The following is a 12,951-nucleotide window of genomic DNA, read 5'->3' as shown; positions in this document are numbered from 1 at the left end:
ATTGAAACAGGGCGTTCAGAAACCGAAAAGCTTAATAAGGACCGCACAATCCTTCAGCCGCCAGCTTGCCGCAGACAACAAACATCGACAGCCCTGTTTCAAGCAGCGTAATTCCGCTCTCTTCCGCCAGGGTGATCATCTCTTTGGAAATAAGTTTATCTCTCACGAAAAGAATGTGTGAAATTCCGGCCATATCGGCAGTACGTACAGCCTGAATGTTCGCTAGGCCCGTAATCAGTACGGCGTTTACCGGTTCGAGAGTGAGAATGTCGCTCATTAGATCGGAACTGCAGCCTGTTGTCAGGTCCTTGTCCAGATCGTCTCCGCAGATTACTCTGCCATCAACTGCTTTAATGATGTCACGTACTTTCATAGTTTCTACACATATATAATAATAAACATAAGCTATTTGCAATAGCCGTACCGAAAAAGGGAGTCAGATATTGTCCAATAACTTCGAAATCAGCAAAATCCTCAGCCATATCAGAAGCAATTTGACGAAAACCGAAAGCCGCGATTTGCAAAGGCTGTTTCACGGCCGCGGCGGAACATTTGACGGCTTGGGATTTCTCAATGCCGATTTCTATCCTCCGGCTATCTTTATCACCCTTTATGAAGAGCGTTCTCCCGGGTGGCTCGAAGAGTTCGCTTCGGAACTGATGGGATCAGGTTCGATTGCCTCTGTTGTCTTTCAGGACAGAACCTCGGCTCCCTGGAAAAACAGTTTTTTCGGCGAACCGCTTCCTCTTCCGCATATGGTCGAGGAGAATGGCCTGCGTTACCTGGTTTCTCTGGGGAAAGGGGAGAATCCGGGAATTTTCCCCGATATGGGCGAAGGAAGAAGCTATCTCCGCTCCATCAGTTCCGGCAGGAAAGTCCTCAATCTCTTCTCCTACACCTGTGCTTTCTCCGTAGCGGCAATAGCCGGCGGAGCTTCCTATGTCCTCAATGTGGATATGAACAGCAATTCCCTGTCCCGGGGGAGGGAGAATCACAGGCTGAACAATCAGAGTCTTGAATCTGTCTCCTTTATGAGTCACAACATATTGAAATCTTTCGGCAAAATAGTCCGTTCGGGCCCTTTTGATCTGGTCGTTATCGATCCTCCTCCCTCTCAGGGAACAAGTTTCAACCTTGAGAGGGATTATGGAAAAATCCTGAGAAGATCGGCGGAATTCCTGACTCCCGGCGGAGAAATCCTGGCCTGCCTCAATTCTCCCCGGTATGATTTTTCCTGGTTTGAAAAATTCATTGAAGAGAATTCCGGAAGCTTCAGACTGATAAACCGCCTTGAAGGAGGTGAGAGCTTTCCCGAATCCGGCCCGGGAGCCGGATTGAAAATTCTACACTTTCAGAGAAATACTGATGAACCGATTTCTAAAGAACATTCTTGAGAAAGTTCTTCAGCTTTTCATTTTTCGGGTTTTCAAAAAGATCCTTCGGTTTCCCTTCTTCCAGAATCATCCCGTCCGCCATAAAAACGACGCGGTCGGCCACTTCTTTTGCAAATCCCATTTCATGGGTTACGCAGAGCATGGTCATCCCCTGATTGGCTAGATCCCGCATAACCGCCAGTACTTCCCCTACCAGTTCCGGGTCGAGCGCGCTTGTCGGCTCGTCGAAGAGCATGATCTCCGGTTCCATCGCAAGCGCCCGTGCAATGGCGACGCGCTGCTGCTGTCCTCCCGACAGTTTGTTCGGGTATACATCTGTCTTATCGGATAATCCTACCCGTTCAATCAGTTTCGCTGCAGAAGCAATGGCATCGGCCTTTGATTTTTTCCGGATAATGATCGGTGCGAGTATCAGGTTTTCCAGAACGGTTTTATGGGGGAAAAGATTAAAGCGCTGAAATACCATTCCCATTTCCAGGAGCATGGCCTTCTGCTGATCCGCCGGAACCCTGTGAACGGTCCGGTTATGCTTTCTGTGAAGAAACAGTTTGTCCTGGACAAATATCTTGCCGCTCGTTATCTCCTCCAGGTGAATCAGCGAGCGGAGGTATGTCGATTTTCCCGCGCCGGACGGACCGATAATGCAGATCACTTCTCCTTTTTTGACGGCGAGATCCACATCTCTGAGGACTTCAAGATGTCCGAAAGATTTGGAGAGATTCTCAGTTCTGATGAGATATTCGTATTCATTGGTTTCTTTTTCGTTATTCATAGACAGACAACCTCTCTTCCATTTTTCCAAATATCCTGGTAAAGATTGCTGTTACAATCAGATAAATTACCAGAGCCGGAAGAAATACGAGATAGCTTCCTTCGCTGGTCATAATCGTTTTGGATATAGTGGTGATGTCCATGAGAGAAATCGCAAAAACAAGCGAAACATCTTTGATCATCATAATAAATTCATTGGCAAGAGGCGGGATCATTCTTCTTGTGGCCTGAGGAATGATAATATGGGTCATTGTCTGAGCATAACCCAGTCCCAGCGTTTTGGATGCTTCGTGCTGGCCTTTGTCGATAGACTGTATAGCCGCACGGACGATTTCGGCACAATAGGCTGCGGCATTCAGCGAGAAGGCAATTAAAGCCGCAATGAAAGCGCCTTTGTAAACAGCTTCGGGATCGGAGATGTCGAAAAGTCCTCTCCAGGAGAATCCGAAGATCCCCGGTACGGAAAAATACACCACGAAAAGCTGTATCAGAAGGGGAGTTCCCCTGAAGAAAAATATGTATGCACTGGAAAGCTTGCTGATAATTACATTTTTTGAAATCTTGCCAAGGGCGAGAAAAATACTGAAAACAAATCCGATCAGTATGGACAATGTTGTCAGCAGCATTGTCAGTTTGACGCCGTGCAGAAAATTCTGTTTGATTCCCAGCATCCGGTAGGTGTAGTTAATCATCTGTCCGGTAAACTTACCAACACCTTCATCGGCCTGGAAGATATTTCCGGCAAAACCGACATAGGATTCCTGAAGGGCTTTGGCTCCCGATGTCGTAAAGGACAGGTAGCTGATGGCTTTAAAATCGTTATAGGTTATGGTAAGGCGTTTTCGGGAACTGTCTTTTTCATCTTCGATCATCTGTTTCACTTCCGCCGAGGCATGATCCATCATGGCCGATTCGGAGACATTGATAACCGAAAGAACAATAAACAAAAGAACAACTGCCACAATAATTATGGCAGTTGTTTTTGAAGACTGTTCCCATTGTCTAATATTAATTAGTTTTTTGAGATAATCTTTCATTATGACCCTTATCAGCCACCGAACCAGTATTCAGTGTTTTCCTGGAAGAAGCCTTCCTTTTTCAGGTCATCGATTGCTTTGTTGATGGCGGACTGAAGAGCTGTGTTGCCTTTGGTCAATGCTACGCCGAACTGTTCGGCTTCGCTCTTGTCGAGATAGGCGATTTTGTATTTGCCGGGGTATTTTCCGACCTGCCCGTCCGCAACTGTGGAGTCTACGACTACGGCGTCGATCTCTTTATTGTCAAGCTGTGTGAAACAGGTTATGACCTTTTCGTTCTGGGCGACCGTACAGTTCAAAGATCCTGTGGAAATGTAATCGGAGATCAGAATATCCGAAGTGGTTTCTTTCTGGACCGCCAGCGCGAGTCCGTCGAGGTCCTGGAATTTTGTAACTTTTCTATCTGAATCGGCCCGTACCACGACTGCCTGGTAGTTGTCGATGTAGGGGGTTGAAAAATCCATGGTTTCTTTTCTTTCTTCAGTAATGGTTACAGCTGAAATAACAACGTCGTAATTAACGCCGATACCCTGAAAGATTCCGTCCCATGCCGTGTTGATGAAAACGATTTCAAGACCGAGTTTCTCTCCGAGCGCTTTTGCGAAATCAATATCGTAACCTACAGGCGTTACGCCGTCGTTGGCAAAATCCTCAAAAGGGGGATACCCGATTTCGACACCGATTGTCAGAGTCCCTTCTTGCATAAGGTTAAGGGGAGATGCTTCTTTTTCCTGAGAACCGCCCGCATACATTGACACAAGAGTGACAATGCTAATTAAAACTGTAAGAATCCTCTTCTTCATACTTAAGCTCCTGTTGTCTGTTTTTTATTTTCTACAGATAGATACAAATTATATTTTTTATAAAAATTGTGGTCAACAAATATTAAAAATTCATGATATTGAGTGAATTTAGATTGAAATCAACGAAAAATACTTTATGGTGTGCGCAAAAAAACGGAATTCAGCTTTATTTTTGTTACTTTTGAAGGAGTAAGAGGATTCTACACGTAGAAATACACTCTATTCCGCAAGATGCAATATTGTTTAATATTATTAATAAATTCGTATATTAATCCTACAGAGTTACGACTATCGTAGTAACTAAAAAAGCGTTGCCTGATTGAAAATTCAGCCGCATAATTTTTATGACTTTTCAAATTTTCCCAAGGAGTTATGTGTGAAGAAAAAAGTTTACCTTGTGCTTCTCTTGTGTCTTATTCCGGCAGCGCTGTTCGCTGAAGGAGATGCGGAAGTGAGTTTCGGGATCATCTCCCTGCTGCCTCCGCTTCTGGCAATTATTCTGGCTTTTGTAACCAGACAGGTTATTCTGTCTCTGTTCCTGGGAGTTTTTTCCGGGGCCCTGATGATGAATGGCTGGAATCCTTTCTATGCTTTCCTGAGAACGCTTGATTCCTATATTGTCGGCTCTCTGGCCGACGGTTGGAATGCCGCAATTATTATTTTTACGCTTTCCATCGGAGGCATGATCGGAATCGTAAATAAGATGGGTGGAACCCAGGCCATAGCCGAAGCTCTGGCGAAAAAAGCGAAAACAGCTAAAAGCGCTCAGATAGTCGCTTCGGTTATGGGCTGTGTCGTTTTCTTTGATGACTATGCCAATACGCTTATCGTAGGACCAACCATGCGGCCTCTTACGGATAAGATGAAGATCTCGAGAGAGAAACTTGCGTTTATTGTCGACTCAACCGCAGCTCCCATTGCCGGCCTGGCTGTCATTTCCACATGGATCGGTTATGAGTTCGGTCTTATCGGTGACGCTTTTGCTGCCATAGATCAGCCTGTAAACGTTTTTACTTTCTTTATGCAGACAATTCCCTATCGTTTTTATAATTTGTTCGCTCTGGCTCTGGTATTCATACTGGCTCTTCGGGGCCGTGATTACGGTCCAATGCTGAAAGCGGAAAAGAGAGCCAGGCTTACAGGACAGGTTCACCGCGAAGGCGCCAATCTTATGGCCGGTGATGTGACTGAAGGTGCAACGTTCAAAGAAGGGGTAAAACTGAAAGCCTCAAACGCTATCGTTCCCATTCTGACTCTGGTTATCGTGGCTTTTGCCGGTCTCTGGTATAATGGATACGGTTACAGCGATGAAGGAACCGTCTGGTATACATGGGAAGGGATCAGAACCTGTTTCGGTAATGCCGACGCTTCTGTAGTTCTTATCTGGGGGGCCATTACCGGTACAATCGTAGCGGGAGTTATGGCTCTTGCCCAGAAACTTATGAGCCTGGGAGAAGTTTTCGACGCTTTCGTTGATGGATCAAAATCTCTTCTCATTACGGCGATCATTCTCATACTCGCCTGGTCTCTCGGAACTGTTGCCGATGAAGTGGGAACCGCCAATTATCTGGTCGGCGCTGTTTCGGATAAAATCCCCGGCGGTCTGATTCCGATCATCGTTTTTGTTATTTCCATGGTTGTGGCATTCTCCACCGGTACGTCCTGGGGAACAATGGCAATCGTTATTCCTCTGGCTGTTCCTCTGGCTGCCGCTTATGTTCAGGCTGATCCCGCTCACGCGCCTCTGGTTGTCGGAACAATGAGTGCCGTTCTTTCCGGATCCATATTCGGAGACCATTGCTCACCCATTTCCGATACGACAATCATGTCTTCCATGGCTTCGGGATCGGACCATATCGACCATGTCAGAACCCAGGTTCCTTATGCGCTGACAGCTGCGGGTGTCGCTATCTTCGGTTATTTCCTGACTGGTGTCCTTAATGTTCCGTCATGGATCGCATTGATTATCGGTGTGGCGCTGCTTGTCGGTATCGTTCAGTTTATCGGTAAAAAAACAGACGAGGCATAACCGTTTTCATAGAGCTTCGCTAGCTTGAGATGTCTTGTTTTTGTAACACAATTAATCGTTAAGGTTTGGAGCTTCCTCCGGGGAGCTCCTTTTTTAATTTGATATCGGTTCCGGTGAGTCTTATAATAATTCCGATGGCACCTCATTTCTCAAAATCTGTTATTTCTTATCTTCTTATCCTTTTCGTTTTTGCTCCTATGGGTCTTTATGGTAATCCTGCGAACAGAGCATCTGATAAGAATCTTGTCACTATGGAGTATCTTCCTTTCTGGGCTTCCATTGCGGCTCGGGGCGGAGGAGCGGGCTTCGGGTATGAAAGGCGGATAAATGATTTCCTGGCTGTTCAGGTTCTGACCGGAGCCGGGGGCGTACCGGCGGAAAACGGCGGCTCGATTCTCTTTGGCGCTTTATCGGGCGATGCGGTTTTTTCGCCTTTTCCCAAAGCCAGGTCTTTAAAGCTGTCGACAGGAGTCGGTATTTTATACTTTGGAGCTATCGGAGAAGAGCGTCAGGGCTCTCTTGAAGCGCATTTTTTTATTCCTTCCGTTCATGGATCGATCGGCTGGCGTTTCAGTTTCGGCAAGCGAAAGGTCAGCTTTATACTTGAACCTCAACTGACTGCCGCCCTGATTTTTCCCGGTCCCACGGGTTCCGGTCCCGCAGGAGAGCTGGAGTGGTATTCCACGGGATACTGGATGGCGATGATCTATCCCAATCTGTCTCTGGGGGTGAGCTTCTGATGAAAGGTAAGCCGTTTTTTTACATCTTTTTCATAATTCTCTTCACAGGTTGTCAGATCGGTTTTTATCTTCAGGAAGATCGCTGGGGGGCTGATTCGATCCGCGGTGCCACGGATACGGACAGAGCATTGATGTTTCGTCATGAATCGCTCAGAACGGCTTACAAGGCGGGAGAACTGACAGAAGCCGATGGACTGAAAGTTTACAGCAATCTCAAGTATGTTATTCAGGAAGAGGGAGATGTTTTATACATCGTTTTTTTCGGTACCGATACGGCGGAGGATGTCTACTATGATATGATTCACTGGAAGGAACCCTTCTGGACGGATATCGATCCGGACATGGCGGTTCATGCCGGTTTCAACCGGCCTTTCCAGGATATCGCTCCTGAAATCCGGGAGGCGGTTCAGCTCTATCTCGACGGCGCGCCCCCGACCCCCCGGGTTCTTCTTTCCGGACACAGTGCCGGTGGCGTGCAGGCCGTGCTCTGCGCCTTTTATTTATCCCGGGAATTCACCACCGGGGAACTTGATGATATTTACTGTCAGATCGGAGGCTCTCCCGCCCCGGGAAACAAGGCTTTCGCCGATGCGGTTGAAGCGGAATCGAGAATCACTTTGCACCGCTACCGCAACGGAAGCGATATGATGCCCGGTATGCTGACCGAAGAGATGGGATATTATCACGCCGGACAACCCTACCATATCGGACCGGAACCCGATCCCATTACCGCTTTTTCCTCTTTATGGCTCGCCTGGCATTTTATCGGGGATTACGCCGATTCGCTCCGGGCAGAATAATGATCCCCTTCTGATAGAGAATGCCCCCGATGATGATTAAGAGGCCCGCGATAGTGGTCAAGGCGATTTTCTCTTTGAGAACCAGAGCTATGAGTACCAGTGATAGAAGAGGCGACAGATAAGCCAGAGTGCTGACCGATGCTGTCGATTCTGCCATTTTCAGAGCTTTTGACCAGAGGAAAAAAGTGATTCCCATTTCAAAGACACCCACATAAGCGGCGCTGACCAATCCTTTTACCGAAGGAAGGGTTATGTCCGAAAAGATCAGTCCGTAGACGACCACATAAATCAGTCCGAAGAGAAAATTCAGAAAGAGTTTCACCGACTCCTCCCGCTTATCTTTCATGTTTATTATCCAGTACGCTCCCCAGACTACGGCGCTTAAGAGGGCCAGGAACACGCCGAAGGAATTAACGGTCTGACCCGGCTCTCCTCCCGATGAGATGAGAACCACGCCGAGCAGGCACATGATTAAGGCAATCAGGCTTTTCCTGTCCGCCTTCTGGCCCAGAAAGGGAACGGATAGAAGAACAAGCATAATGGGCCAGGTGTAATTGAGAGGCTGGGCGATCTGGGCCGGAAGCAGTGAGTAGCTTTTGAAGAGAATCAGATAGTAGGCAAAGGGATTGAAAAGTCCCGCCAGTGTGGAAAAACGCAAATCGACCGAATTGATTTTCATCAGTACGCTGCTTTTTCCCTGAAAGAGGATCATCAGAAAGAGGATGATGACCGAAGAGAGGGTGGAAAAGAGCAGCAGATGGTAATGATCCATCTCTCCCAGGGCAATTTTAAACGCCGAGGCGACTGTCGCCCAGAAGAGGACCGCGGTCAATGCGGTGAGCACCGCTCTTTTCTGATTCTTCAATTTTTTTACTCCAGAAGCAGAACCGAAGCCCCGAATCCCTCCAGCTGGGAAAAAACAGTCCATTGACCTGATTCGGTCTTTCTCGAGGGAGCGGGTCTGGCTGTATTTGACGACCAGTATAGCTGTTTCACCTTTCTGTTGCCATAAGAATCGTCAAGTTCCACGGACACATCCCCGAGCTCTCTTTTACCCAGATTAATCAGGGTCAGAACTGTCTGGTCGGAATCTTCGCGGATAAAAGCGAAGACCGAAGGGGAGGATGTGGTCAGCAGCTTCATGTCACCCGTACGAAGTGCCCGGTATGATTTCCGAAGGTCTATAAGATCTTTATAGGTGTGAAAGAGAGATGAATCATCTTCCATCTGATCGGCCAGGCTGTCGGGGAAAGAGCTTTCCTGCCATCTCCAGGGAAAACCTGTGGTGAAACCATCCCGGGGACCTTCGAACCAGTGGAATGGGCGGCGGATATCCTCATCGGGTTTGACTCCTCTCATTCCGATTTCCTCTCCGTAATAAATGAAAGGGGTTCCGGGAGACGTCAGCAGGAGGAAAGCGGCGTTTTTTGCCAGTTCGCGGCTATTCATAAGCTGGGAGACCAGACGGTTCTGGTCGTGATTGGTCAGAAATGTGGCGTAGTCGTTTTTATCATAATTTTCCAGGACGCGGTTCCAGGCGGCGATCAGATTTCCCTTTCGGGCGGTTTTCACCGCGCTGACCATGGCATCGGCCAGAGAGAATTCGAAACATATATCGGTCTCGTCCCGGCTGTAGGGGAGAATGTTCTCCATGGAATCCCAGACTTCGCCGACGGTCAGAGCAGCGGGATTGATAGATTTGTAGTAGTTGTAAAAATCCTCAAGCCACTGGTGGGTTTCTTCTGTATTTTCCAGCTGGCCATCAGTTTCCACCATGTATTTGAGGGCGTCCAGTCTGAATCCGTCAACACCGGTCTCCAGCCAGAACCTGATGATATTATGCATCTCTTCCGTTACTTCATTATTGGTATAGTTCAGATCGGCCATGATCCGATCGAAGACCGAATAGTAGTATTCTCCGTCCTTCGGATACCAGATGTTCTGTCCCCAGGGGCCGGTTGAGGGCGTTTTCTCACTATTCCATATGTACCAGTCTTTATTCTCATTGAACCAGTTGACTTCAATCGACGAGTGATTCATAACCAGATCCATGATGATCTTGATATCCCGCTTGTGGCATTCATCGATCAGTTCTTTATAATCTTCAAGCGTGCCGTATTCGCTGTTCACATCGTAGTAATCGGAGACATCATACCCGTGGTAGGAGGGAGACTGATTGATCGGCATCAGCCAGATTCCATTGATTCCCAGGTCCTCTTGCAGGTAGTCGAGTTTGGCAATGATTCCCTGAAAATCGCCGATACCGTCTCCGTCGCTGTCGTAGAAACTGCGGACGAATATTTCGTAGAATACGCGGTTGCTCCACCATTCTCCCTGATCGGGCAGCGGCTGCTCTTTTTCAGAAAGACCCATTGTGAAAGCGTTTGCATTGATGAGCAATAAAAAAGCTGAAACCTTAAGAAGTCTCAGCTGTTGAAGTTTGAATCTCAAAACATAATCTCCTTAGGGATGATTATGGCGACTATTGAACTTTTTGTGAAATAATTTTTTTATAGAGATCGAAATGCTTGCCCGCATGATAGCTCGATCGCACCAGAGGACCGGATTCGCAGAAAGTAAATCCCTTTTCCAATGCCCGTTCACGCAGCTCTTCAAACTCTTCCGGCGTCCAGTATTTTATGACCGCGGCATTCTTTCTGGTGGGCTGGAGGTACTGGCCGATGTTCAGGATCGATACGCCTGCTTCCAGAAGATCGTCCATGGTTTCGAGAATCTCCTCCCGTGTTTCGCCCAGGCCTATCATCAGGCTCGATTTCACAACCGAATCGGGACTGTTATCCTTCATCATCTTCAGAACCTGAATGGAGTTTTCGTATGTGGCTCCGGAACAGATCTCCTTTTTGAGCCTTCTCACTGTTTCTATATTGTGGCTGACCACTTCGGGCTTCGAATTGCAGAGAACTTTGATGTTCTCCTCTTTTCCCCTGAGGTCCGAAGAAAGTATTTCAATGGAACAGACGGGATTTATTCGGCGGATTTCTCTGACTGTTTCCGCCAGGACAGCGGCCCCCCCGTCATCCAGATCATCTCTGGTCACCATGGTGATAACGGCGTGCTTCAAATCCAGATCTCTGACAGCTTCAGCTACTTCCAATGGTTCGGCTTCGCTGACAGGTCCCGGCTTTCCCGTGGTGACCGAACAGAACCGGCACCCTCTGGTACAGATCTCTCCGAGGATCATAAATGTCGCCGTTTTATATTTACCCCAGCACTCGTGCTGGTTGGGACAATTCGCTTCGGTACAAACCGTATTCAGCTTGCCGCCGCCCAGAGCCTTTCTCACATCTTTGTACTGGGTTGTCGTGTTGAGCCGCACGCGGAGCCATTCCGGTTTTCTTAAGGGTTTTTCCATAGCCATAAGATACAGAAAAAATGACTGATACGCCAGTAAAACTCCCCCCTTTCTTTGCATTTCCCGATTTGGTTGCTTAGAATAACTTATAGATATCCATGGGAGTGAATCATGAGTGCCAAAATTATGTGTGTAGATGACAGCCCGACCATCAGAATGCTGGTCAAACAGAATCTGGGACCGCAGGGCTTTGAAATTATTGAAGCGTCCAACGGACAGGAAGGTCTGGATAAACTCAGTTCCGATATAGGTCTGTTTCTGGTCGATGTGAATATGCCGGTTATGAACGGTTTCGATTTTGTCAAATCTCTCAAAGCCAACAGTTCCTACAGCTCCAAGCCCGTTGTTTTTCTCACGACAGAAAGCGGAGTGGATAAAAAAAGCGTCGGTAAAGAGCTGGGAGTCAACGGATGGATCGTCAAACCCTTTGAACCGGAGTCTCTGGTGAAAATCGTCACCATGCTGACCAAATAGACTCTCTTCTGTTAAGATAGGGATATGACAGAAAAACTCTTTTATAACGATCCCTATCTCTATAGTTTTACATGCTCCGTCATCTCTGCCGTTGAGGAAAAAGGTTTGTGGAAGCTCGAGCTCGATCGGACGGCCTTTTATCCCGAAGGCGGGGGACAGCCGGCAGACCGGGGGCTCCTCGGCGGGCAGGAAGTCGTCGATGTACAGAAAGATAAGGGACATGTTTTTCATTATTTAAAAGAAAAACCTTCAGTCGATGAGCTGAAGGGTGAAGTCGACCGGATATTCCGGATGGATTATATGCAGCAGCACACGGGACAGCATATCCTTTCGGCTGTGCTGAAGCGGGTTGCCGGAGCTGCGACCGTAGCTGTCCATCAGGCGGAAGATTACACATCCATCGAAATCGATCACAGCGAGTTTCCCGCTGAAACCATAGAGCTTATCGAAGATGAAGCCAATAAACTGGTCTGTGCCAATCATCCGGTATATTGCTTCCTTAACGGAGATATCCCCATATCTCTGTTCCCTTTGAGAAGAGATACCAAATTCACTGAGGATGTAAGACTCGTACAGATCGGCGGCGAGTCTCTGGAAAACCGCAAAGAGGCCCTTGAAGATGCCGCAAAAGCACTGGCTGATGATTTTGAAAGCTTTTCTCCGGGAATCAAGGACCTGGCGGCCTGCGGCGGCGTGCACCTGAAACGGACCGGAGAAGTGGGTCTTATTAAATTCCAGAAACAGGAGAAGGTGAGGGGAAGGCTGCGGCTGTTCTGGCTGATAGGAAACCGGGCTTACCGCGATTACAGGACCAAATCGCAGTTGACAGATAAAATAGGAGAGGCTCTTTCCGTTCCCCTTTCTGGAATAGAAAGCGAGTTTAACCGGTTCATGGGTGCTCTTGGTGAGGAGAAAAAAAGAAACAGCGACCTTCTGAAGGAGATGGCATCTCTGAAAGCGGAGGAGATCAGGGGCCAAAACCAGTCGGGAAAGCAGGTTTTTCTTTTTGATAAGGCTGATCCGTCCTATTTCAAGCAGATAACCATAGCCCTCAGTTCCTTCGATAACATTCATCTCTGTCTGCTCAACATCAGTGGAGGAGCGGGGCAGTGGGCCCTTATCTCTCATAAAGAAAATACTGACTTCAATGTGTTCCGGAATGACCTTCTGTCCCTTCTCGATGGAAAAGGAGGCGGGAAAGCGCCGCTCTGGCAGGGAAAGATCGGAAAGACTGAAGAGATTGATGTTTTTGCCGATCAATTTGAATCGGCCTTCTCTTGACCACTGAGGGCTTTTCATCTAATGTAGGGGCAACAAACCGGATCAATAGAGGTGCGGCTGATCATCAGTAAGCAGCGGAGGGGGTGATGCCCCGATGACGCTGGCCGAAAGGGGTCCGCCGCCGAAGAATAAGACTTCATCATAGGTATTATTCTGGTTTCTGGCGCTAAAACGTCAGAGGCTGTCACTGCCTGGCAGTGGAGAGCTATTGGTATTTCTCATATTCAGCTCCTTTATCCAGGTGTCCGG

At 47.8% G+C, this 12,951-nt stretch carries 13 protein-coding genes and 1 riboswitch; of the genes, 6 read left to right on the top strand and 7 right to left on the bottom strand.

Features of this window, described 5'->3' with window-relative positions:
- Positions 1-31: 31 nt before the first annotated feature.
- Positions 32-373: a hypothetical protein gene (locus tag HNR50_RS13365; RefSeq protein WP_184747275.1), complete on the bottom strand. Its 342-nt coding sequence runs from the start codon at positions 371-373 to the stop codon at positions 32-34.
- Positions 374-443: 70 nt separating this feature from the next.
- Between HNR50_RS13365 and HNR50_RS13360 the strand changes: the two genes are divergently transcribed.
- A complete protein-coding gene (locus HNR50_RS13360; protein WP_184747274.1) occupies positions 444-1,394 on the top strand; it encodes a class I SAM-dependent methyltransferase in 951 nt (316 codons plus the stop codon).
- Here HNR50_RS13360 and HNR50_RS13355 read toward each other — a convergent pair.
- Genes HNR50_RS13355 through HNR50_RS13345 form a run of 3 tightly spaced genes read right to left on the bottom strand, consistent with a single transcriptional unit; the run spans position 1,378 to position 4,005 of the window.
- A complete protein-coding gene (locus tag HNR50_RS13355) occupies positions 1,378-2,166 on the bottom strand; it encodes an amino acid ABC transporter ATP-binding protein (protein ID WP_184747273.1) in 789 nt (262 codons plus the stop codon). The genes HNR50_RS13360 and HNR50_RS13355 overlap by 17 nt on opposite strands.
- Positions 2,159-3,202 (bottom strand): amino acid ABC transporter permease, encoded by a 1,044-nt coding sequence (locus HNR50_RS22415; protein WP_246434021.1) that lies wholly within the window; start codon positions 3,200-3,202, stop codon positions 2,159-2,161. Before HNR50_RS22415 ends, HNR50_RS13355 begins: the two co-directional genes overlap by 8 nt.
- Positions 3,203-3,213: 11 nt before the next feature.
- Positions 3,214-4,005, bottom strand: a complete 792-nt coding sequence (locus HNR50_RS13345; RefSeq protein ID WP_184747272.1) for a transporter substrate-binding domain-containing protein — start codon at positions 4,003-4,005, stop codon at positions 3,214-3,216.
- Between the two features lie 376 nt (positions 4,006-4,381).
- Here HNR50_RS13345 and HNR50_RS13340 point away from each other — a divergent pair, with 376 nt between their 5' ends.
- The 3 genes from HNR50_RS13340 (at position 4,382) to HNR50_RS22410 (ending at position 7,574) form a co-directional block, all read left to right on the top strand.
- Positions 4,382-6,034, top strand: coding sequence for a Na+/H+ antiporter NhaC family protein (locus tag HNR50_RS13340; protein WP_184747271.1), 1,653 nt, complete (start codon positions 4,382-4,384; stop codon positions 6,032-6,034).
- Positions 6,035-6,168: 134 nt separating this feature from the next.
- Entirely contained in the window at positions 6,169-6,774 is a 606-nt protein-coding gene (locus HNR50_RS13335; protein ID WP_184747270.1) for a hypothetical protein, read from the top strand.
- Positions 6,708-7,574: a lipase family protein gene (locus HNR50_RS22410; RefSeq protein WP_184747269.1), complete on the top strand. Its 867-nt coding sequence runs from the start codon at positions 6,708-6,710 to the stop codon at positions 7,572-7,574. The genes HNR50_RS13335 and HNR50_RS22410 overlap by 67 nt, the downstream gene beginning before the upstream one ends.
- Here HNR50_RS22410 and HNR50_RS13325 read toward each other — a convergent pair.
- From HNR50_RS13325 to lipA, 3 genes are read right to left on the bottom strand one after another with little or no spacing between them, the layout of a single operon-like run.
- Positions 7,537-8,439 (bottom strand): DMT family transporter, encoded by a 903-nt coding sequence (locus HNR50_RS13325; protein ID WP_221439882.1) that lies wholly within the window; start codon positions 8,437-8,439, stop codon positions 7,537-7,539. The two genes, HNR50_RS22410 and HNR50_RS13325, sit on opposite strands and share 38 nt — an antisense overlap.
- A 5-nt stretch (positions 8,440-8,444) precedes the next feature.
- Complete coding sequence (locus HNR50_RS13320) at positions 8,445-10,025, bottom strand: alpha-amylase family glycosyl hydrolase (protein ID WP_184747267.1); 1,581 nt, start codon at positions 10,023-10,025, stop codon at positions 8,445-8,447.
- A 31-nt stretch (positions 10,026-10,056) separates the two neighbouring features.
- Entirely contained in the window at positions 10,057-10,947 is an 891-nt protein-coding gene (lipA, locus tag HNR50_RS13315; RefSeq protein ID WP_221439881.1) for a lipoyl synthase, read from the bottom strand.
- Between the two features lie 111 nt (positions 10,948-11,058).
- On the opposite strand from lipA, the gene HNR50_RS13310 reads away from it, so the two are divergent.
- Positions 11,059-11,421 carry a response regulator gene (locus HNR50_RS13310; protein ID WP_184747265.1) on the top strand — a complete coding sequence of 121 codons (363 nt, stop codon included), beginning with the start codon at positions 11,059-11,061 and terminating at the stop codon, positions 11,419-11,421.
- Between the two features lie 24 nt (positions 11,422-11,445).
- Positions 11,446-12,702 carry an alanyl-tRNA editing protein gene (locus tag HNR50_RS13305; protein ID WP_184747264.1) on the top strand — a complete coding sequence of 419 codons (1,257 nt, stop codon included), beginning with the start codon at positions 11,446-11,448 and terminating at the stop codon, positions 12,700-12,702.
- A 38-nt stretch (positions 12,703-12,740) separates the two neighbouring features.
- Positions 12,741-12,918, top strand: a riboswitch (Lysine riboswitch).
- Positions 12,919-12,951 lie beyond the last annotated feature (33 nt).

Source organism: Spirochaeta isovalerica, from assembly GCF_014207565.1.
Taxonomy (GTDB): Bacteria; Spirochaetota; Spirochaetia; order DSM-2461; family DSM-2461; genus Spirochaeta_F; species Spirochaeta_F isovalerica.
This window is presented reverse-complemented; position numbering and strand designations above follow the sequence as displayed.

What these genes read in the sequence shown, in the direction of transcription:
- HNR50_RS13365 (WP_184747275.1), bottom strand. Translation starts at nt 373, where the DNA reads ATGAAAGTACGTGACATCATTAAAGCAGTTGATGGCAGAGTAATCTGC.
- HNR50_RS13355 (WP_184747273.1), bottom strand. Translation starts at nt 2,166, where the DNA reads ATGAATAACGAAAAAGAAACCAATGAATACGAATATCTCATCAGAACT.
- HNR50_RS22415 (WP_246434021.1), bottom strand. Translation starts at nt 3,202, where the DNA reads ATGAAAGATTATCTCAAAAAACTAATTAATATTAGACAATGGGAACAG.
- HNR50_RS13345 (WP_184747272.1), bottom strand. Translation starts at nt 4,005, where the DNA reads ATGAAGAAGAGGATTCTTACAGTTTTAATTAGCATTGTCACTCTTGTG.
- HNR50_RS13335 (WP_184747270.1), top strand. Translation starts at nt 6,169, where the DNA reads ATGGCACCTCATTTCTCAAAATCTGTTATTTCTTATCTTCTTATCCTT.
- lipA (WP_221439881.1), bottom strand. Translation starts at nt 10,947, where the DNA reads ATGGAAAAACCCTTAAGAAAACCGGAATGGCTCCGCGTGCGGCTCAAC.
- HNR50_RS13310 (WP_184747265.1), top strand. Translation starts at nt 11,059, where the DNA reads ATGAGTGCCAAAATTATGTGTGTAGATGACAGCCCGACCATCAGAATG.
- HNR50_RS13305 (WP_184747264.1), top strand. Translation starts at nt 11,446, where the DNA reads ATGACAGAAAAACTCTTTTATAACGATCCCTATCTCTATAGTTTTACA.